The 21,479-nt window shown below is 67.9% G+C and carries 12 protein-coding genes; 8 read left to right on the plus strand and 4 right to left on the minus strand.

All coding sequences use genetic code 11. The features are described from left to right. The first annotated feature begins 252 nt into the window (after positions 1 to 252). From D3273_RS24960 to D3273_RS24975, 4 genes are all read left to right on the plus strand, one after another. The gene (locus D3273_RS24960; RefSeq protein WP_165359679.1) at positions 253 to 2,391 is read left to right on the plus strand and encodes a PAS domain-containing protein; all 2,139 of its coding nucleotides are present in this window, start codon (positions 253 to 255) and stop codon (positions 2,389 to 2,391) included. 133 nt (positions 2,392 to 2,524) lie between these two features. Continuing rightward, positions 2,525 to 5,929, plus strand: coding sequence for a PAS domain-containing protein (locus D3273_RS24965; RefSeq protein ID WP_129229675.1), 3,405 nt, complete (start codon positions 2,525 to 2,527; stop codon positions 5,927 to 5,929). Between the two features lie 217 nt (positions 5,930 to 6,146). Beyond that, positions 6,147 to 9,128: a response regulator gene (locus D3273_RS24970; protein ID WP_165359680.1), complete on the plus strand. Its 2,982-nt coding sequence runs from the start codon at positions 6,147 to 6,149 to the stop codon at positions 9,126 to 9,128. Further along, the gene (locus D3273_RS24975) at positions 9,097 to 10,644 is read left to right on the plus strand and encodes an integrase catalytic domain-containing protein (protein ID WP_165359681.1); all 1,548 of its coding nucleotides are present in this window, start codon (positions 9,097 to 9,099) and stop codon (positions 10,642 to 10,644) included. Before D3273_RS24970 ends, D3273_RS24975 begins: the two co-directional genes overlap by 32 nt. A 1,419-nt stretch (positions 10,645 to 12,063) precedes the next feature. On the opposite strand, the gene D3273_RS24980 is transcribed toward D3273_RS24975, so the two are convergent. From D3273_RS24980 to D3273_RS28490, 4 genes are all read right to left on the minus strand, one after another. Beyond that, the gene (locus D3273_RS24980; RefSeq protein ID WP_129229677.1) at positions 12,064 to 12,963 is read right to left on the minus strand and encodes an SDR family oxidoreductase; all 900 of its coding nucleotides are present in this window, start codon (positions 12,961 to 12,963) and stop codon (positions 12,064 to 12,066) included. 58 nt (positions 12,964 to 13,021) lie between these two features. Continuing rightward, positions 13,022 to 13,321, minus strand: a complete 300-nt coding sequence (locus D3273_RS24985; protein WP_129229678.1) for a hypothetical protein — start codon at positions 13,319 to 13,321, stop codon at positions 13,022 to 13,024. Between the two features lie 11 nt (positions 13,322 to 13,332). Continuing rightward, positions 13,333 to 14,412, minus strand: a complete 1,080-nt coding sequence (locus D3273_RS24990) for a catalase family protein (RefSeq protein ID WP_129229679.1) — start codon at positions 14,410 to 14,412, stop codon at positions 13,333 to 13,335. Positions 14,413 to 14,584: 172 nt separating this feature from the next. Then, positions 14,585 to 14,755: a hypothetical protein gene (locus tag D3273_RS28490; RefSeq protein WP_165359682.1), complete on the minus strand. Its 171-nt coding sequence runs from the start codon at positions 14,753 to 14,755 to the stop codon at positions 14,585 to 14,587. A gap of 310 nt (positions 14,756 to 15,065) precedes the next feature. Here D3273_RS28490 and D3273_RS24995 point away from each other — a divergent pair, with 310 nt between their 5' ends. The 4 genes from D3273_RS24995 (at position 15,066) to D3273_RS25010 (ending at position 20,479) form a co-directional block, all read left to right on the plus strand. Further along, a complete protein-coding gene (locus D3273_RS24995) occupies positions 15,066 to 16,619 on the plus strand; it encodes an MFS transporter (protein ID WP_129229680.1) in 1,554 nt (517 codons plus the stop codon). A gap of 9 nt (positions 16,620 to 16,628) precedes the next feature. Then, the gene (locus tag D3273_RS25000; RefSeq protein ID WP_129229681.1) at positions 16,629 to 17,915 is read left to right on the plus strand and encodes an HlyD family secretion protein; all 1,287 of its coding nucleotides are present in this window, start codon (positions 16,629 to 16,631) and stop codon (positions 17,913 to 17,915) included. Beyond that, positions 17,912 to 19,477 carry an efflux transporter outer membrane subunit gene (locus D3273_RS25005; protein WP_129229682.1) on the plus strand — a complete coding sequence of 522 codons (1,566 nt, stop codon included), beginning with the start codon at positions 17,912 to 17,914 and terminating at the stop codon, positions 19,475 to 19,477. The genes D3273_RS25000 and D3273_RS25005 overlap by 4 nt, the downstream gene beginning before the upstream one ends. 63 nt (positions 19,478 to 19,540) lie before the next feature. After that, positions 19,541 to 20,479 (plus strand): alpha/beta fold hydrolase, encoded by a 939-nt coding sequence (locus tag D3273_RS25010; protein ID WP_129229683.1) that lies wholly within the window; start codon positions 19,541 to 19,543, stop codon positions 20,477 to 20,479. The last annotated feature ends 1,000 nt before the right edge of the window (positions 20,480 to 21,479 follow it).

Consider the following 21,479-nt stretch of genomic DNA (forward strand, 5'->3'; position numbering starts at 1 on the left):
CATGGCCGAGTTGCTGGCACGCCTCATCAAGGAAGCGGCTGTCCCGACGCGTCGGTAGGTGGGGTCGTCTGAAGCGTTCATGCAGTATGCCTGACCCGTCCAGCAAATTGGCGATGCGGCACGTCCACCGATCCAGGCGTGCGGTGTCGCGTTCGCGCGTGGGCATCGGGTTAGCGGTTGTGGGACGCCGTGACCATTTGTGTTGCGAGCGGTCCCTTGTCGACACGAATGCCCAGATGGAAGGATGCCGCCGTGGATCGGCCTGAACTCGATTACCAGGCGCTGTTCGACGCCTCGCCGAATCCCTACCTCGTGCTCGACCGCTCGCTCGACATCGTCGGGGCGAACCGGGCCTACCTGAAGGCGACCGGGCGTACGCTCGACGACATCGTCGGGAGGTGGGCCTGGGACGCGTTCCCCACCGATCCGGAGACGTTGCGCATCGCCGTCGCGTCCTTCGAGCGGGTGCTGCGCACCCGGCAACCGCACACCATCGCCCTGCTGCGCTTCGACATCCCGAGCCCCGACGGTGCGGGTGGCTTCGACGAGCGCTACTGGAGCATCGTGCACGAGCCCGTCCTCGACGCGACGGGCGAGGTGGCGCTGGTCCTCCAGCATCCCATCGACGTGACCGAGATGCAGCGCCTGCGTGACTCGGTGCGGGATGCCGAAAAGGATCGTGGCCCGGACCTCGACCCAGCGCAGAGCGGCATCTTCACCCGGGCTCGAACGCTCCAGGAGGCCAACTGGCGTCTCCAGGCCGAGGGCGACCGGCTGCGCGGCATGTTCGAACAGGCCCCCGGTTTCGTGTGCATGCTGCATGGCCCAGACCATCGGTTCGGGATGGCGAACGACGCCTACATGAGGCTGGTTGGCAACCGCGGCCTCGTCGGCCGTCTGGTGCGCGATGCCCTGCCGGAACTGGAAGGACAAGGCTTCTACGAACTCCTCGACCGGGTCTACATGTCGGGGGAAACCTTCGTGGGTCGAGGGCTGGAGATCGTGCTGGACGCGACGCCGGGGGACACGGAGCCTCGGAGGCGCTTCGTCGACTTCGTATACCAGCCGGTGCGCGACCCGACGGGCGACGTGGCCGGTATCTTCGTGCAGGGCAGCGACGTCACGGACGCAAAGCACGCCGAATTGGCTCTGCGGGGGGTCAATGACACGCTGGAGCGGCGCGTCAAGGAACGGACATCCGCCCTCGCCACCGAGCAACGGGAGCACGCTGCTGCGCAGGAACAGCTTCGCCAGTCACAGAAGCTCGAAGCCGTCGGCCAGCTCACCGGCGGCGTGGCGCACGACTTCAACAACCTCCTGACCGTCATCCGCTCCTCGGCCGACCTGCTGCGTCGGCGCGACCTGCCGGAGGAGCGCCGCGCCCGCTACGTCGACGCGATCTCGACCACGGTGGACCGCGCCGCCAAGCTCACCGGCCAGTTGTTGGCCTTCGCCCGACGCCAAGCCTTGAAGCCGGAAACCTTCGACGTCGGGGAACGCCTGGGCTCCGTGGCCGACATGCTGAACTCCGTCGTGGGCGCCCGCATCAAGGTCGAGACCCGCGTGCCGGACGCTTCCTGCCACGTCCTTGCCGACGTCAGCCAGTTCGAGACGGCGCTGGTCAACATGGCGGTGAACGCGCGCGACGCTATGGATGGAGAGGGCACGCTGACGCTCTCCGTCGACTGCGGCCTCACGATGCCGCCCATCCGCGGGCACGCCGGCTCGGAACGCCGCTTCGTCGCCGTGTCGCTCACCGACACGGGGGTGGGCATAGCGTCCGAAGCCGTGGGCCGGATCTTCGAGCCCTTCTTCACCACCAAGGAGGTCGGTAAGGGGACCGGGCTCGGCCTCAGCCAGGTCTTCGGCTTCGCCAAGCAGTCGGGCGGCGACGTGGACGTCGAGAGCCGGGTCGGGGTCGGCACGACCTTCACGCTCTATCTGCCGCAGGTCGAGCCCGAGGGGGCGATAGCATCGGGGACGGAGGCGTCCGCCCTGGTCGCGAAGGGCGCCGGTTGTCGTGTGCTCGTCGTCGAGGACAACCTGGACGTCGGCGCCTTCTCGACGCAGCTCCTGCAAGACCTCGGCTACTGCACGACGTGGGCCACCAACGCCGAAGAGGCGCTGAGGCTGCTGTCGGAGGACGCAGGCGCCTTCGATGTCGTCTTCTCGGACGTGGTCATGCCGGGGATGAACGGCATCGAACTCGGCCAATGTATCCGGCGGCTCCATCCCGACCTGCCGATCATCCTGACGAGCGGCTACAGCCACGTCCTCGCGGAGGAGGGCCGCCACGGGTTCGACCTGCTGCAGAAGCCCTATTCGGTCGAGGCCCTGTCCCGCATCCTGCGCAAGGCGCCGCGCCGGAACAGGGGCAGGTCGGACCCGTGAGGCGCTGGATCGCGCGGCATTCCCCACCGCTGCGGTCGGTGGTCCTGGCCTCGACGGGACCGTTCGTCGATGTGGGCACGGGTCGCTGCCATACGCACTGGCCCTGTTTTCCACCTTGTGCGAGAGGTCGGGCATGACGAGCCCAGAACTCCCGACCACCGCCGGGGACATGTCAGCATCGAGCCTCCGTGAGGCGGCCCTGTCGGCCGAGAACGAGCGTCTGCGCCGCCGCCTCGCCGTGACAGAAACTGCCTCCGGGCGGGGTGACGCCCACCTGCGCCGGATCCTGGACAGCGCGATGGACTTCGCCATCGTGGCCACGGATCTCGACGGTCTGGTGACCCGGTGGAGCGACGGGGCGCGTCGCGTGCTCGGCTGGTCCGAGGACGAGATGCTGGGGCAGCCGGTCGATCGCTTCTTCACCCCCGAGGATGTCGCGACGGGCCGCGTCGCGACCGAGATGCGCAAGGCGCTCGACACCGGTCGCGGCAACGACGAGCGCTGGCATCAACGCAAGGGCGGCGAGCGCTTCTGGGCCGTCGGCGAGATGACGGTGCTGCGCGACGAGCAGGGGGCCGCGGTCGGCTTCGTGAAGGTGCTGCGGGACCGCACCGAACAGCGACATGCCGAGGAGCGGCAGCGGGCGGACGCGGAATTTATGCGTGGCGTGCTAGCCTCCTCGTCCGACTGCATCAAGGTCCTCGACCTCGACGGAAACCTGACCTTCATGAGCGAGGGCGGCCAGCGCGTCATGGAGGTCGGCGACTTCAACGCCATCAAGGGCTGTCCCTGGCCCGACTTCTGGCAGGAATCAGGCCGTGAGAAGGCCGAGTCGGCGCTGGCGACGGCGAAGGCGGGTGGCGTCGGGAGATTCCAGGGTCCCGCCGACACGGTGGCCGGGACGCCCCGCCACTGGGACGTGCAGGTCACCGCCATCATGGGCGCCGACGGCAAGCCGGAAAGGCTGCTCTCCATCTCGCGCGACATCACCGCGACGTGGCAGGCGGAGACCGCGGTCCGCGAGAGTGAGGCCGAACTGCGGATGCAGCGCGAGTTCCTCGGCACGGTGATCCGGCAGGCCCCGGTCGGCATCTCCATCATCGAGGCGCGTCAGGGCAGCGTCCAGATCGTCAACGACAAGGCCCGCCAACTGCTCGGTCAGGGCGAGTTCGACGGCGACGCCGAGCGCTATAGCCTATACGGGGCGGCCCACCCGGACGGCCGGCCCTACGGCATCGATGACTACCCGACGATGCGCGTCCTCAGGTCCGGCGTCGCCATCGAACGCGAGGAGATCATCTACGTCCCGGGCGGGCCCGGACGGTCGGAGTCTGCAAGGAAGCGTCGCCTGGAGGTGAGTAGCACGCCCATCCGCAACGAGGCGGGCGCCGTCGTAGCCGCGGTGACGACCTTCGTCGATGTCGAGGAGGAGCGCAGGGCCGAGGCGGCGATGCGCGACAGCGAGGCCCACTGGCGCGGGCTCTTCGCGAAGCTCCAGGAGGGCTTGATCGTTGGCGAGCTGGTGCGGGATGCGGCCGGCCGTGTCACCGACTGGCGCTACCTCGACGTGAACCCCGCTTGGGGAGACCTCGTCGGGATCCCATCCGAGTCGGCTGTCAGCCGCACGATCCGGGAGCTGTTTCCCGACATCGAGGATGCCTGGGTTGAGGAGATGGTGACGGTCGTCGAAACCGGCCGTCCGTCGACTTTCACCCGGGAGGTCGGTTCGCTCGGCCGCTGGTACGACGGGCGCGCCTTCCATCTCGATGGGGACCGCTTTGCGGCGCTCTTCCTGGAGGTCACCGCGAGGAAGCGGGCCGAGGTCAAGCAGGCTGCTCTCCTGGAACTGGGCGATCGCCTGCGCGACCTCGAAGATCCTGCCGAGATGGCCTTCGCCGCCGCCGAGATCATGGGACGCGTCGTCAGGGCAACGCGAGCGGGCTACGGCACCGTCGACGCCGATGCGGAGACGATCGCCATCGAGTGGGACTGGACGGCTCCAGGCCTGTCCAGCCTGGCCGGAACCCTGAACTATCGCGATTACGGCTCGTACATCGAGGACCTCAAGAGCGGCGTGGCGGTGGCCATCCACGACACGCGAACCGACGTTCGAACGATGCCCGGGCTGCAAGGTCTCGACGGCATCGGGGTCAAGTCGCTCCTCAACATCCCCGTATTCGAGCACGGCCGGTTCGTGGCGTTGTTCTACCTGAACAATGACGCCCCTCGTCTCTGGTCCGCCGAGCAGGTCGCCTTCGCGAGGAACGTCGCCGACCGCGCGCGCGCCGCCATCGAGCGTCGCCATGCGGAGATCCGGCTCCGGGCGATGAACGATGACCTGGAGCAGCGCATCGAGGCTCGGACGCGTGAGTTGATGAACGTCGAGGAGGCGTTGCGTCAGTCGCAGAAGATGGAGGCCGTCGGGCAGCTCACTGGCGGCCTAGCGCACGACTTCAACAACCTGCTGACCGGCATTTCGGGCAGCCTCGACCTGCTGCAGAAGCGGGTGGCGCAGGGTCGAATCAACGACCTCGACCGCTATATCATCGCGGCCCAGGGCGCCTCGAAGCGCGCTGCGGCGCTCACGCATCGTCTTTTGGCGTTCTCGCGCCGCCAGACGCTCGATCCCAGGCCCACCGACGTCCGCAAGCTCGTCCTCGGAATGACTGACCTGATCCGCCGCACAGTTGGGCCGGAGATCACCGTCGAGACCGTCGACATGGTCGGGTTGTGGACCGCCCTTGTCGATCCGAGCCAACTTGAGAACGCGCTGCTCAATCTTTGCATCAACGCCCGCGACGCCATGCCGGACGGGGGACGGATCACGATCGAGACCGCCAACCGCTGGATGGACGACCGCACGGCTCATGAGCGCGATGTGTCCCCGGGCCAGTACCTGTCGCTCTGCGTGTCCGACACCGGCACCGGCATGCCGCCCGACGTCGTCGCCCGGGCCTTCGACCCGTTCTTCACCACCAAGCCGCTCGGCCAGGGGACGGGGCTCGGCCTGTCGATGATCTACGGCTTCGCCCGCCAGTCGGGCGGACAGGTGCGGATCTACAGCGAGGTGGGCCAGGGCTCGATGGTGTGCATCTACCTGCCTCGGCACTACGGGGCGGAGGAGCACGCGGAGGCTCCCCCGGACCGTCGCGAGACCCCGCGCGCGGAAGCCGGCGAGACCGTGCTGGTCGTCGACGACGAGCCTACAGTGCGCATGTTGGTGGGCGACGTGCTGTCCGACCTCGGCTACGCCGCCATCGAGGCCGAGGACGGCCCGTCGGGCCTGAAAGTCCTGGAGGGCAACGCCCGCGTCGACCTCCTCGTTACCGACGTCGGCCTGCCGGGCGGCATGAACGGGCGGCAGGTCGCCGATGCCGCCCGTGTGCTGCGCCCAAACCTCAAGGTGTTGTTCATCACCGGCTACGCCGAGAACGCAGCAGTGGGCAACGGCCACCTCGATCCCGGCATGGCGGTGCTGACCAAGCCTTTCGCCATGGACGACTTGGCTGCCAAGATCAGGGCGCTCATCGCAGGGTGAGGGCGCCGTCCGGCACCTCCGGCACAGGGTTGGCCGACGCGGAACCGGCGAACTCTCCGCTGGAGACTTGTCCCGAACCGGACGGTCGGCGCCCTTGCCTCGCGACGTCGTTTCGCGTTTCGTCGGCACCGGGCGTGATCGGCCCCCACCCTGGAGATGAGCCGTGAGCAACGCCGTCCGTCCCGTCCTCCCCGGTGGCGGGGAGATGGGTCAGCGCATGAGGGCATTCGCCTGGGACCGCAACGCGTTGGGCCAGCCGGCGACGTGGCCGCCTGCGCTCAAGGCCCTGGTCGGTCTCATGCTGGCCTCCAAGCAGCCCATGTTCGTCGCCTGGGGCACAGACCTGACCATGCTCTACAACGATGCCTACGTGGCCTTGCTCGGCTCGAAGCATCCCGCCGCCCTGGGAGCGGACTTCTACGAGACCTGGGGCGAGGTGCGCGACGACCTGGCCCCCCTGGTCGAACAGGTCTTCGCCGGCGAGCCGGTGCACATGGACGACCTCACCCTGGAGATCGACCGCGAGGGGCTCGACCGCGAGGCGCATTTCGCCTTCTCCTATACGCCGGTTGCCGACGACGAGGGGACTGTCGTCGGATTCTTCTGCGCCTGCAACGAGACGACCCGCCAGGTGCTGGCCGACCGGCGGCAGGCCTTCCGCCTGGCCTTGGAGAACGCCCTGCAGGGCGTGGACGAGCCCGACGCCATCGTGTCGACCGCGGTGCGGGCTCTGGGGCGTCACCTCGGGGCCAACCGCGTCGGTTACGGGGAGGTGCAGGCCGACGGCCGCACCGTCCTGCTCGCTTCCGGCTACGAGGACGGCGTCGCGCCGAACAGCGGCGAGGTACACATCGACGGCTTCGGCGCGGCGGCGGCCGACCGCCAGCGCCGGGGCCTGACGAACCTCTGCGCCGACATTCTGGCCGATCTCGTCTACGACCCTGCAGCCTGGGCCGGCATCGAGACCCGGGCCTTCGTCTCGGTGCCGCTGCTCCGGGACGGACGGCTCAAGGCCATCCTCTACGTCAACCAGCGCGAGCCCCGGCGGTGGTCGCCGGGCGACGTCGAATTGATCGAGGGCGTGGCGTCTCGGATCTGGGACGCGGTCGAGCGGGCCCAGGCCGAGAAGGCGTTGCGGGACAGCGAGGCCCTGTTCAGCGGCCTGACCCAGGCCATCCCGAACCAGGTCTGGACCGCCACGCCGGGGGGCGATGTCGACTGGGCGAACGACCGCACCCACGCCTATGCCGGGCCGGGGAGCATCACGCCCGGGGGGCTGGGCTGGACCGCCCTCGTCCACCCCGACGACCTGCCGGCCGCCGGGACCGCCTGGGCGGCGGCGCTTCTAGGGGGCGGCGTGTACGAGGTGGAGTTCCGCGTCCGGCGCCACGACGGCGCCTACCGATGGCACCTCGTGCGCGCCGTGCCGCAGCGCGACGGCGACGGCGCCGTCACGGGTTGGATCGGCACCAACACCGACATCGAGGACCAGAAGGCGGCCGAGCTGGAGGTCGTCGCCGCGAAGAACGCCGCCGAGGAGGCGAACGTCGCCAAGTCGACCTTCATCGCCAACATGAGCCACGAGCTGCGCACGCCGCTGTCCGCCATCATCGGCTACAGCGAGATGATGCTGGAGGACATCGAGGACGGCGGGGACGAGGCCGGCCTCGCGGCCGACATGCGCAAGATCGAGGGCAACGCTCGCCACCTCCTCGGTCTCATCAACGACGTGCTCGACCTGAGCAAGGTCGAGAGCGGCAAGATGGAGATCTATGCCGAGGACTTCGACGTCGAGGCCTCGGTGCGCGAGGTTGCCGACACGGTCCGCACGCTCGTCGGCAAGAAGGGCAACAGGCTCGTCCTCGACCTCGCGCCCGACCTCGCCGAGATGCACTCCGACCTGACCAAGGTGCGGCAGATGCTGCTCAACCTGCTGGGCAACGCCGCCAAGTTCACCGAGGGGGGCACGGTCACGCTCGCGGCGTGGCGCGACACGTCGGACCCGACGGGCGCGCGGATCGCCTTCCGCGTTTCCGACACCGGCATCGGCATGACGCCGGAGCAGGTGGAGAAGCTGTTCAGGCGATTCCAACAGGCCGACAGCTCCACGACGCGGCGGTTCGGCGGCACCGGCCTTGGTCTGTCGCTGACCAAGGCCTTCGCCGACATGCTGGACGGCACGGTGTCGGTCGAGAGCGCGGAAGGCCGCGGGACAGCCTTCACGCTCCGACTGCCTGCGACCCATGTCGAGGCCTTGATGGAAGACGGGCTCCCGAATGAAACCGCGGGCGCGACGTCGGATGCCGGTTCGGACCTCGTCCTCGTCATAGACGACGACGCCGACCAGCGCATCCTGATGACGCGCTTCCTGCACCGGGAAGGGTTCCGGGTCCAGGTCGCCGCGGACGGCCGCAAGGGGATCGAACTGGCGCGCGCGCTGCACCCCCGCAGCATCCTGCTCGACGTCATGATGCCGGGTATCGACGGTTGGTCGGTGCTGAGCGCCCTGAAAACCGACGCGGACTTGGTCGACATTCCCGTCGTTATGGTGACGTCGGTCGAACAGCGTGGCTTGGCGGCCTCGCTGGGGGCCGCCGACTACGTCCAGAAGCCGGTGCGATGGGACCGCTTCAAGGCCGTCATGGACCGCTTCCGGCCGCCGGAGGGGACGGCGCTGGTGATCGACGACGACCCCGACACGCGCGACCGACTGCGTTCATTCCTGGACAAGGACGGCTGGACCGTGGTGGAAGCCGAGGACGGGCAGGACGGCCTCGCCAGGGTCGACGCTGGTCGCCCCGACGTGATCCTGCTCGACCTGACGATGCCCGTGATGGACGGGTTTGCCTTTCTGCAGCACCTTCGGGCTCGCCCCGACTGCGAGGGAGTCCCGGTCGTGGTTCTGACGGCCCTCGACCTGACGCGCGAGGACCGCCGGCGCCTCGCCGGCGCCAACCAGATCCTACACAAGGGCGACGTCAGCCTGCGGGCCGTCGCCGAACGCCTGCACCGGCTCGCCGCGCAGGCCCCCAGCACTCATGAGCCGCCGACGGTGTCCGGCGTCAATCAAGGTGAGGCTCGCATTGCCTCGCCAGAAACGTTGCCGGATGCTGACCTCATTGCCTCATTGAATTGTTCCCTGAAGGGAGCGGTCAGGGAGGGGTCCGATGAGGATGGTCAGCATGGTGACGCGCGATGAGGTCTTGGCGGTTCTGGCCGGCCGCTATGGAGGGGCGAACCGTCAGGATCGAGGTCGTATTCTGGATGAGTTGGTGGCCCTGACCGGCCATCACCGCAAGCATGCGGCCCGGGTGCTCAGGGGCGGGACACCGACGGCGCGAACCGGACCCCGGCCAGGCCGGCGGCTCTACGACGATGCGGCCCGGCAGGCGCTGATCGTGGTCTGGAAGGCGGCGGATCGGATCTGCGGCAAGCGGCTCAAGGAGCTCCTGCCCACCCTGCTCGACGCCATGGGCCGACACGGCCATCTCGATCTGGACGGAACCGTGCAGGACCGTCTGTTGGCGATGAGCGCCGCCACGATGGATCGAGCACTCGCCGACACGCGGGCCACGGCGGGGCGCAACCGGCGCCGTTCCACGCCCTCGTCGGCGGTCAAGCGCCTGGTGCCGATCAGGACCTTCGCGGATTGGGGAGATCCCGCGCCCGGCTTTGCCGAGGCCGATCTCGTGCAGCACAGTGGACCGAATGCACGAGGCAGTTTCTTGTACACGCTGGTCGTGACCGATATCGCCACTGGTTGGACGGAGTGCGCTCCGCTCCTGGTGCGCGAGCAGGTCCTGCTCACGCGCGTGCTCGACGAAGTGCGCAAGACGTTGCCGTTCCCACTGCTCGGCTTCGACACGGACAACGACAGCGTTTTCATGAACGAGACGGTCCGCAGCTACTGCGCTGAAGCCGGAGTTGAGTTCACGCGATGCCGGCCCTACCGAAAGAACGATCAAGCCTGGATCGAGCAGAAGAATGGAGCCGTTGTCCGCCGTACTGTCGGCTACAGGCGATATGAGGGTCTACAGGCTGCGTCTGTCCTGGCTCGTCTCTACAGGTCGATGCGCTTCTACGTGAACCACTTCCAACCGTCGTTCAAGTTGCAGGCCAAGGCGCGCGACGGAGCCAAGGTCCGCAAGACATACCACAAGCCGAAGACACCCTACGAGCGCCTGATCGCTGATGGGCGGACGACCGATGAGCTGCGTCGGACGCTCGAAACCGTGCACGCCGGGCTCGATCCGGTGGCGCTGCTGCGCGACATCCGCGCGTTGCAGGCCGAGCTCGTCACCCTGGCCGACCAGCCCATTCCGAACGGAGCGGAACCACCGACGGCGCCCTCGCTCGAGCAGTTCCTGACGGGACTGCGCACCGCTTGGCAGGACGGCGAGGTGAGGCCGACTGCCCGGAAGAAACAGGCGGCCAAGCGAGGGCGACGCCGGCCCGACCCTCTGGCAGCCGTCACCGATACCTTGCGGGCATGGTTCGAGGCCGAGCCGTTCCGGACGTCGCGGGAACTGTTGGAGCGGCTGATGGCCGAGCATCCCGACGCATTCACCCCCGGGCAGATCCGAACCGTGCAGCGCCGTCTCAAGGGCTGGCGGAGCGACGTGGCCCACAAGCTCGTGTTCGGCGATGGGGAGCTTGCGACCGACCTCGTGCCGATCGAGGAGCAGCTCACCCCGTCAGCGGAGACCGTCGTATGAAGGAGGGCCCGAGATCGATGTATCTTGGCATGGGCTCGTTCACGCCCTCCAGCCCGGCGCCTGTGGCGCCCCGCTGCGCGGCTTCGGGGCTGGACCGCGTGCCCGTTCCCATGCCGTGACGGGGCCGATCCCGCACGCCACCGCAGAGCCGATGCCTTCCGCATCACGCTCCCTTCGACCCTATCTGGGAGCCATTGCACGCGGCAACGACAATCACCTACTCGGGAACATTTCTGAGTGAGGCAATACGGAGTCTCATCCAGATTGCCGCGTTACACGCCGACGGGTTGAAGCGGCAAACGACGCGGCCGCCACCCGGTCCGCCATGCCTCGACGGCGGGGCGGCCCGGAGTGTTGGGACTTTCTACTGCGCCGGGTAGATGGCGCCGTGCAGGGTTGACCTATCGCTTTGTCGGCACGGCGCAGGGCCGATGATGGCGGGCAGCCGGCCCGCGGTACAGGCAGCTGACCACGTTCGCCCGACGGGGAGCAGCATCAGTGCGGTGCGGTTCATGGTGGTCGGTGAGAGCCATGGTAGACGGACCGTTTTGGAGCGACGCCGACTTGACGGCAGACGTTCGAGATTGACAGCCACAGCGTGGCGCCGCAGGGAGACGGTCCTGAAGAAGCCCTGCGTGAACAGTGGGTTACACTGCGGCGACACAGGATTTCGTGCGCGGGTCAGACAATTGTTTTGCGGTCGGAACCGCCTCCCAGCCTCTCATGAAACATCGCCGGCTCGAACATCCTCCGTAGATCTCAAACGCCGTCAAGACGGTGGTGTCGGCGGTGTCACAGGCCGGTAATAGGGCCTCGGCACCGCTTCAGGGTCGGCACCGATACCGGAGGCTTGTTTCACCCAGGCGTCAATTCACTACGGCGACCATATAGCTCACTACGGCGACCATATGGCCAAACTCGCCGTCGTTCCCACGGCCTATGCTCAATAGACGCTCGACAGAATGGCGATAGACCACGACGCCCTGTAGACCCCGATGATCGACTGATTGTGCGATTACAACGCCGATTTCGAGGTCGAAATTCAGCTCTACAGTGCCCTCGATACCATGCCGATCGAAGACGCCAGCCGTGGACCGACCTCGTGTCCAACGCCTTGATGTCCGCCCTCGTGCGTCCAGCCGACCCTGTGGCTCTGCTCCGTGTTGAGCCAGCGCGACATGTCGGCTAGGGTCGAGCTGACGGCAGCATCAAGAGCCTTCGTGATCGCGTCGTGGTCTTCGATGTCGATAGGATGATGAGTTCCGCCCCGAGGGTCAGGGCACGCCCGGTGCCGGCCTGCGGTCGAGGAAGCGTGGCAATTCATCGACTACAGTCTCTACCGATCGAGATAACGGCCGATGAACGATACCTGCTCCTCGGCCGTCCGCTCGGCGTCGCCAAGCCTCGTCGGATAGGCGATCAGGCGACGCTGCCCATACCGCCGGTCACGCCGTAGATCTCGCCGGTGATGTAGCTGCCCTCCTGCGAAGCGAGCAGCACGTAGACCGGGGCGAGTTCCACGGGCTGGCCGGGGCGCTTGAACGGCGTCTTGCCGCCGAGCGTCTCCAGCTTCTTCTTGTCGCCGTTGGCCTCCTGCAACGGGGTCCAGATCGGGCCGGGCGCGACGGCGTTGATGCGGATGCCGTATTCCTCCATCAGCGGCTGGCTCAAACCCTTGGTGAAGTTGGCGATCGCGGCCTTCGTCATCGCATAGTCGAAGATCGTAGGGGTCGGATCGTAACCCTGCACGCTCGTCGTGTTGATGATCGAGGAGCCCGGCTTCATGTGCGGGACAGCCGCCTTGGTGATCCAGAAGAACGAATAGATGTTCGTCTTCATCAACGAGTCGAAACGCTCGGTTGTGGTGTCGAGCAGGCCTTCGGTCTTGCCCATCCTGCCGGCGTTGTTGACCAGGATGTCGAGACTCCCGAGCTCCGCGACCGCGTCCTTCACGAGTTTCAGACAGACATTCTCCTGCGAGATGTCGCCCGGCAGCAACACAGCGTTCCGCCCGGCGGCGCGGACGAGCTTGGCGACCTCCTCGGCGTCCTCTTGCTCGTTCGGCAGATAGCCGATGGCGACGTCGGCGCCTTCGCGGGCGAAGGCGATCGCGGCCGCCCGGCCGATGCCGGAGTCGGCACCCGTCAGAAGGGCCTTGCGTCCGGCGAGGCGGCCAGAGCCTTTGTAGGACGTCTCGCCGCAGTCTGGCTTCTCGCTCATCTTCTGCTGGGTGGCGGGCGCAGACTGGATCTCACTCTTCTTGGGCGGACCCGGATACTGATCGCGAGGATCCTGCATGACGTAGAGGCTGTCGGACATAGTGTCGCCTTTCGTTGGATGAGGGATGAAGATCACGCCGGCCGGGCAGCGGCGCCCGTCAGGGCCGAGGCTCGATCTTGATGCAGGTAAAGGCGACGGGCAGCGGCCGAGCGCCGCCCATCGTCGTCGTGAAAGAGGCCGCGTTGGCGGTCGTCGAGGCGATCGCGTGCTCCTCGTCCGGGCTGTCCACGGGCAGCACGTAGTCCCGGCCGCTTTCCACGCCCTTCGTCGGGTCGAACACTCGGATGGTGACGTTGAACGGCTTGAGTCCAGTCTTCATCGTGTCGGCGGCCTGCGATGAAGCGGCGGCGAGGAGCGCCAGCGCCGTCAGTGCGGCGCCTATTACGAGGGCTCGCATGGAGGTCTCCTTCAGGACTGGCCCGCCGGTTCGTGGAGGGGGCAGCCGTTGAAGCGCTCGCGGAACGCCGCCGAATACTCATAGGGCGCGTTGCGGGCGCGGTTGATGTTGCCGAGCGGCCGGTGGGCGGCCAAGCCCGTCCACACGCTGAAGCGCATCTCCTCGTCAACCGCCTGGACGCGGGTCGGGTCCCAACTGTCCTGCGGGCGGACGCGGATGGTCGCGACGCGCTGGAACGGCGCCTCGTCCTCGTTCCACTCCACGGTAGGGTCCTCGACCGGCTGCCGCTCGAGGTCGCGGCAGAGCTGCACGCGGAACTCCCACTCCCCCACGATGTCCCGCATCTCGGACCGCACGGTCTCGCGGATCGCGTCGGGGCGTCCGGAGGCGTCGATCTCCCGGCCGGTCAGTGCCGTCAGCCCAGGGGCAATGGGCGCCACGGAGAACTTAGCGACGTAATCCCCATACCGGAACGGCGTGATGCTGTAATAGGTCTCGCCCAGCGGATCGACGTTCGGCGCGCCGCCGAGCCCGGCGATCGTGGTGCTCTCCACGCCGACGGTCTGCAGGGCCGTGTTGACGCCGCGCAGGACCGTCGAGGCGGCGACCTTCAGCCCTTCGGCGCGATCCGTCGTGCCGGCGAGCATCTTCAGGCTGCCGAGGAACTTCTCCGCCGTCTTGGCCTGGAACACCTTGCCGTTGACCATGATAAAGTTCTGGGTCGTGCCCTCGGCACCGGGCAGCCGCTCGCCTTCGACGTCGAGCACCTTGAGGGCGAGGCCGCGCGGGAGCGAGATCGCGTCGGGGAGAATGTCTCCGGCGTTGGTGGACAGGCGCATGTAGACCTTGTGCTCGCCCGGTTTGGTGAACAGGCCCTGCGCCAGTTCCGGGGCGAGCCCGGGCGCGACGGTCATCGTACCCTCCAGTATGCCGTGCGCCTTGGCGTGCACTGAGCGCACGGCATGGCCAGAGTCTTTGGCGACCGTCGTCAGGATCTTATTGAAAGTCTGATTTAGCTGCTCGATGGTTCCGTCCTCGCCGGACGAGACCTGCTCGATGTCAGGGCTGTAGCGGACCGGATCTGCGACCATGACGACCTCCGAGAGACTGCGGGGGCAAAACCGATTTCGACGGAGTCCGTTCCCTCGGACAATCACTGCGCGCGGCGGCCCCTGGGCCGTTCCGACGCCATCCGAGGCTCCGCTCCCGAGGCGACCCCGAAAGGAATGGGCGCTAGCCGGAGATAGTCGGTGGATCGCACCGTCATCCGACGAGCCAGGGGGCGCCCTGATAGTAGATCACGCAGGCGGTCCCGACCGCGGCCACGAAGCCGAGACCGATCAGGTTCAGCGCGTCGAAGGCGCCAGTGCGCCATCCGGCGATGCCGACGAGAGTCGCGAGCAGAACCAGCAAGGGGACGAGCGCGAGAGCCATGGGTGCCGTGACGGTGCGGGAAAGGGCCTTGTCGCAGGTCCATCGAGATCATCAAGGACGCGGTCGTAACACGTCATCGAAGGCGCGGGCTCGCCGTCCTGTCGCGCCGGGGTGGCGAGCGCGGCGGCGTCGCCTGTCAGGAGGCGCTGCCATCGGCCTCGCGGCTATGGTAATGCCCCAGCGCGGGCCGGCGTCAGATGCCTCGGCGACGCTGTGTGCCGCGGTGCGGGCGCGCCACGGGGTGGGGCCGGTCCCGCCGAGGTGGTCGGGGCGTGGAGGTGCCGCTTTGGCATCGGGTCAGGGTTCGTTCATGGATCTCAAGCCGCTAATCGGCCTCGCCGGCGTCCTCGTCGCCGCCATGACGTCCGAGTTCAACGACCAGGTCACCACTCTCGCGCTGGTCGACGTGCGCGGCGGCCTCTCCATCAGCCACGACCCGGGCACCTGGATCGGAAGCCTCTACGTCTCGGCCGAGATCGTCGGTCTCGCGGTGTCGCCCTGGTTCCTGATGGCGACGTCGCTGCGGCATTGGACGTTGTTCTGCATCGGGCTCTGCAGTCTGTCGTCGGCGCTGATCCCGTTCAGCCCGAACATCGAGGCGGTCTATGCCCTGCGCCTCGCCCAGGGCCTCGCGGGAGGCCTGATCATTCCGCTGTTGATCACCACCGCCTTCAAGGTACTGACGCCGCCGATCCGCCTCTACGGCCTCGCGGCCTATGGGCTGACCGCCACCTTCACGCCCGCGCTCGCGGCGACGCTCGCGGCGCTGTGGACCGACATCGTTGGGGACTGGCGTTTCGTGTTCTTCGAAGCCGTGCCGCTTTGCGTGGTTTCGGCCACGCTGGTAGCGACCTGCATGCCGCAGGAGCCGCCGAAATACGAGCTCTTCCGGACCTTCAACTGGCGCGGCTTCCTCCTGCTCGTCGTCGGCAGCGGCGCGCTGTCCACCATGCTCTACCAGGGCGACCGGCTGAACTGGTTCGACTCTCCGGCCGTTTCGGTGATGGCGCTGATCAGCGCCGTGGCGATCCCGCTCCTGCTGATAAACGAGTGGTTCCACCCGGTTCCGTTCCTGAAGTTGCAACTGCTCGGGCGGCGCAACCTCGCCTACGGCGCCATAGCGCTCTTCACCTTCCTCATCATCTCGCAGGCCGGCTCGACGGTACCGATCCGCTATCTCACCGACGTGCAGGGCTACCGTCCGCTGCAGGCCGAGTGGATCACATTGGAGATCGCGTCGCTGCAGATCGTCCTGCTGCCCGCCATGGCGTTCCTGCTCGACTTCCGCTGGGCCGAGCCGCGCGTCGTCTCCTTCGTCGGGCTGGCACTGATGCTGACCTCCTGCATCGGCTCGGCCTTCGTGGACTTCACCTGGAATCGCGACCAGTTCTATGTCTGGGAGCTCTGTCAGGCGGTCGGCCAGCCCATGGTGGTGATGCCGCTGCTGCTGCTCTCCACCAACACCGTGAAGGACCCGAAGGACGGCCCCTTCACCTCCGCCATGGTGAACTTCCCGCGCGGCCTCGCGGAAGCGACCGGCGTCTGGCTGATGGATCTCATCATGCGCTGGCGCGGCTCGCTGCATTACAACCGCATCGTCGACCAGATCGGGCTCGGCCGGTACCAGGTGATCCAGGGGCGCGGCGTGCTGCCCTCCCTCCCGCCGGCGCTGCTGCCGAACGGCCAGCCTCGGGCGCCGGGGAGCCTGCGGGCGCTGAGCGGGGCCATCGAGCAGGCGATGACCATCCTGTCGGTCAACGACACCTTCGTGATCCTGGGGTTCATGACGCTGGCGCTGATGGCGGTCGTCCTGGTGCTGCCGAGCCGAACCCTGCCGCCGCGCATCGAATTCGCCGACCACTGAGAAAGACCCATGGCGCGCGATGACGAGGATCGGGGCAGGCCCCAGCGCGACTGGCTGTCACCGAGGGACCCAAAGGCCGAGAAGCCCAAGCCCAAGGCGAAACCCGACGAAAACGCCAAGGACGACGACGGGAAGCAGCAGAAGGGGCAGGGCGGCGAGGACGGCCAGCAGGGCAAGGGCAACAAAAACAAGGATGGCCAGAAGGACGAGAAGCAGGATAAGAATCCGCTGCCTTGGTGGCCCTTCGTCCTGGCCGGCCTCGTGCTCCTGGCCTTCATCGGCACCGTGCTGTGGCTCATCTTCCGGCCACGGCCGGACGTGTGGACCGACGACGCCTACGTGCAGGTCCACTACAGCACGATCGCGCCGCGCGTGTCGGGGCAGGTCATCCGCGTGCCGGTGGAGGACAACCAGATCGTCAAGGCCGGCGACCTGCTGGCCGAACTCGACCCACGCGACTACGAGACCGCCGTCGCCTCCGCCGAGGCGGCCGTCGAGCGCGACCGCGCGCAGGTCGGCGACGTGTCGGCCACCGTGTCGCGCCAGCCCGCCATCATCGACGAGCAGCAGGCCTCGGTCGACGCCGCCCGGGCGCGCCTGGGCTTCGCGGAGGCGGATGCGCGGCGCTTCACCAACCTCGCCACCACGGGCGCCGGCACGAACCAGCAGCACCAGCAGGCCGATGCCACGCTGCAGCAGGATCAGGCGCAGCTGAACAGCGCCTTGGCGTCGCTCGACGCGGCGCGGAAGCAGCTCGACGTGTTGAAGGCGCAGCGACAAGCCACCGAGGCTGGCGTCGCGGCCGACCGGGCGCGGCTCGAACAGGCGAGGCTCGACTTGAGCTACACGCGTGTCCTCGCGCCGCTCGACGGCATGGTGGGCGAGCGCTCGGTGCAGGTCGGCAATTACGTCGGCCCCGGCGCCACGATTATGACGGTGGTGCCGCTCGATCGGGTCTATATCAACGCCAACTATCGCGAGACGGACCTCCTCCACGTGCGCAGCGGCCAGCCCGTGACGATTCACGTCGATGCCTACGGCATCGACCTCCAGGGCACGGTGGACAGCGTGGCGCCGGCGTCGGGCGCCTCCTTCGCGCCGATCCCGCCCAACAACGCCACCGGCAACTTCACCAAGATCGTGCAGCGCCTAGCGGTGAAGATCGACGTGGCGCCGGGCCAGCCGTTGGCGAAGCTGCTGCGCGTCGGCTTCTCGGTCGAGACGACGATCCACACCGGGCTCGAAAACGTGGTTCGCGAGCAGCGCGACACCTCCCACCGGGTGACGGCGCGTTGAAGAGGCCCTTCGCCCTTTGGCTGGCCGCGCTCGTGCTCGCCGGCTGCGCACCCGACCTGCCGGCGAGCGCGCCCGTCGCGGTCGAGGTTCCCGAGCATTTCGGGGCGGAGCCGACCGAGGGCGTGCCGAGCCGCACTGCCCAGGGCGCCGAGGCCGACCCGCGCTGGTGGCGCACCCTCCACGATGCCGAGCTGACGTCGCTGGTCGAAAGGGTGGCGGCGCAGAACCTCGACCTGAAGGCTGCGGCCGAACGGGTGATCCAGGCCGGAGCGCAGCGCCGGATCGTGGCCTCGCAGGCGGTGCCGCACGTCGAAGGCCAGTCGCTCACCACCTACAATCGCGGCAGCCCCAACGGCATGCTCAAGCTGCTCGAGCCCGCGCCAGGCGCGCCGCTCGACTACGCGCTGTTTCAGGACGGGCTGCAGTCCTCCTGGGAACTCGACCTGTTCGGCCGCGTCAAACGCGAGATCGAGGCCGCTGGGGCTGAGCAGGCGGCGGCGGTCGAGGACCGGAACGGCGTCGCCCTGGCGGCGGTGGCCGAGGTGGCGCAGAACTACCTGCAGCTCCGCGGCGCGCAGGCCCGCATCGCCATCACGGAGCGCGACCTCGTGATCGCCCGGGACAACATCCGCCTCGTCCAGTCGCGCTTCGACAACGGCGTGGCGACGACGCTCGACCTCGCCCAGGCGCGCGCCCAACAGGCGACGGTGGAGGGCACGCTGCCACCGCTGCGCACGCAGGAAGCACAGCTCATCAACGCCATTGGGCTGCTGCTCGGCGAGTTGCCCCGCGCGCTCGAGGGCGAGCTGAAGCCGACGAAGGCTCTGCCCCGGGTGCCGGCGCGCGTGCCGGTGGGCGTGCCGGGCAGCCTCGTGCGGCGTCGCCCCGACGTTCGCGAGGCCGAGGCCCGGCTCCACGCCACCACCGCCGAGACCGGCGTCGCGGTGGCGAGCTTCTATCCCGACGTCACGCTGAACGGCCAGACAAACCTGCAGAGCCTGCACCTGTCGAACCTGTTCGTGCTGGCCTCGAACAGCTTCAACGTCGGCCCCTCCGTCTCCATCCCGATCTTCGAAGGCGGCAGGCTGCGCGGCAACCTGAGCTTGCGCGAATCCCAGCAGCGCGAGGCCGCGGTCGCGTTCCAGCGCACGGTTCTGAGCGCCTTCCGGGAGGTGGACGATGCGCTCACCGCCTACGCCCAGGCGCAGCGGCGCCGCTCCGACGTGGGCCGCGCAGCAGCGCAGAACACCGTCGCGTTGCGCGCCTCCCAGCAGCGCTACCGCGAGGGCCTCGTCGACTTCCTCAACGTCAATTCGGCGCAGATGCAGCTCCTGCAGAGCCAGAACGACGTGGCCGACGCCGACGTGCAGATCACCACCGACCTCGTGCAGCTCTACCGGGCGCTCGGCGGCGGCTGGGAGATCGCCGGCGCAGTACCGGCCGCGGCGGCCATCGAACCGGCTCCCCGCTTCCCGCCGCGGGGCATCACCGACCTCGTCGACGTCGTGCCTGACGGACGCGCGTCGACGGCCCCCGTCCCCGCCGGGCCCGGTGCGCCCTGAAACCATCCCACGCTCAGGCGGTTGAAAGCGATTATCCCGACCCCGCGACGCCCGGAGACGCAGTTGACGAACAAGCTTTCGACGGCAGGCCTCTTCGGCCTCCTCACCGCCGCGATGATCCCGGGCCGGAGCGAAGCGCAGCAGCTGACCTCGCCGCCGACCCCGACCGTGGCGCAGGCCGTCAGCGCCGACCAGCGTCAGGGTCAGTACGTCGACGCCGATGGGGTCCACATCTTCTACCAAGTGGCGGGTACCGGCACGCCCTTGCTCCTCATCCACGGCTTTCCCTTGAGCGGTCAGCTGTTCCAGGGCCAGTTGGCGGGGCTCAGCCGACAGTTTCGCGTGATCACGCCCGACCTACGCGGCTTCGGCAAGACCGCCACGCCCGACGACCGGGGCTCCATCCAGACCTATGCCCGCGACATGCTGGGTCTCATGAACCAGCTCGGCGTCAGCAAGGCGATCATCGGCGGCCACTCGATGGGCGGCCAGATCACGCTCCAGATGTACCGACAAGCTCCCGAGCGCTTTCTGGGCATGCTGCTCATCGACACGAACGCGATGGGCGCCTCGGTCGAGGAGCAGGCCGAGTGGCCCGGCTTTGGCGCACAGGCTGAACAGCAGGGCGTGCCGTCCTTCGTCCCGACGGTCACGGGTCAGATGCTCACCGGCACCGGTCGGCTAAACGATCCTCCGCTGGCGGAAACCATGATGGACATCCTGGCCGAAGCCTCCGTGAATGGCGTTAAGGGCGGTGGGCAGGCCCTGGCGACCCGGCCCGACTTCACCGGCCTCCTGCCCAAGATCGCGGTTCCGACCCTGGTGATCGTCGGCGTGGACGACCCCATCTACGCCCTGGAGGTCAGCGAGACCATGAAGGTCGCGATCCCCGGCGCGGCGCTCGCGATCGTCCCGCAGGCCGAGCACGCCAGCATCTTTGAGCAACCGGCCTACGCCAATGCCGCCATCACGCGTTGGGCCGCACAGCACTATCTGCGGTGACGCCAGCCGAACGCAGAGGGCCCGTAGAAGGGGCGATCGAATGCGCTGGTGCATATCCTAGCCGATGCGGCGCTACACCGAAATCAAGTAAGGCACCCCGACGTTCCGTGGACGCGGTTCCAGGCGCGTGCCCTTCTCGGATGTTCCTTTCCTGGGCTCGGGCCGCTCGCCGAAAGGTCGAGCGGCTTCTCTCGATCAGGGCGAGGAGCCGCGCTCGTCGCGCTGCAGTTGCGCGTCGCGCAGGCGGTCGTCGCCCCCTGGAGCGGTGCCGCCCTGCTCATCGGTCTGCGATGACCGGCGTGCCCCACGTCAGTTCCAATTTCGGCGTGGCTCAACGCGCCCTGGAGCCGTCCGTCTACTTGGCTTGATTGCCGGCGATTCGCCTTCATGGCGGACGGCCGCGTGCAGGAGATCGGCGCACCGGACGAGATCTTCGACCGGCCGACGGTGAGGCGCACGCGGGAGTTTCTGGCCCGCATCCCGCGCCAGCGGGAGCGGGCTTGACCACCTGGAGTCTTGGCCCGGACCCCACCCCTGGGGGCGCCGCTCGCGCGGGCCACCAAGGCTGCGAACATGGCGCCACCCGTATGCAGATATGATGAAGTGCTTCGCAGCGTTCAACGACACAGCAATGATTGAATGTCCGGTTCTGAGCGATCCGTTACGGGCCGCTGACGTCGTAAGCGGGTCGACTCCGGCCGTACAGCAGAAGTGGGTGGACAGCAGACCGGCTGCTCTGGATGGCAATCAGGCCAAAGGAGACGTTCGGCTTGGTCATGGTGGAATCGACTCCGCACATCGAACAAGAGGGCTCACGCGGGCCGACGAGTAGAGAGGCAAAATCGCGCAACTTTCCGCTAAACGGTGTCCTTTCGCGACAACCATTCGCGGCGGCGGTTCTCCTCGATCCATGCGCACCTGTTCAACCCTGGGCCTTTTCAGCCTCGACACAACGGTCCGTTAGGTCTGGCGTGCGACGCATGACCTCTCCGTTTTCCCG

Source organism: Lichenibacterium minor, from assembly GCF_004137685.1.
GTDB lineage: Bacteria > Pseudomonadota > Alphaproteobacteria > Rhizobiales > Beijerinckiaceae > Lichenihabitans > Lichenihabitans minor.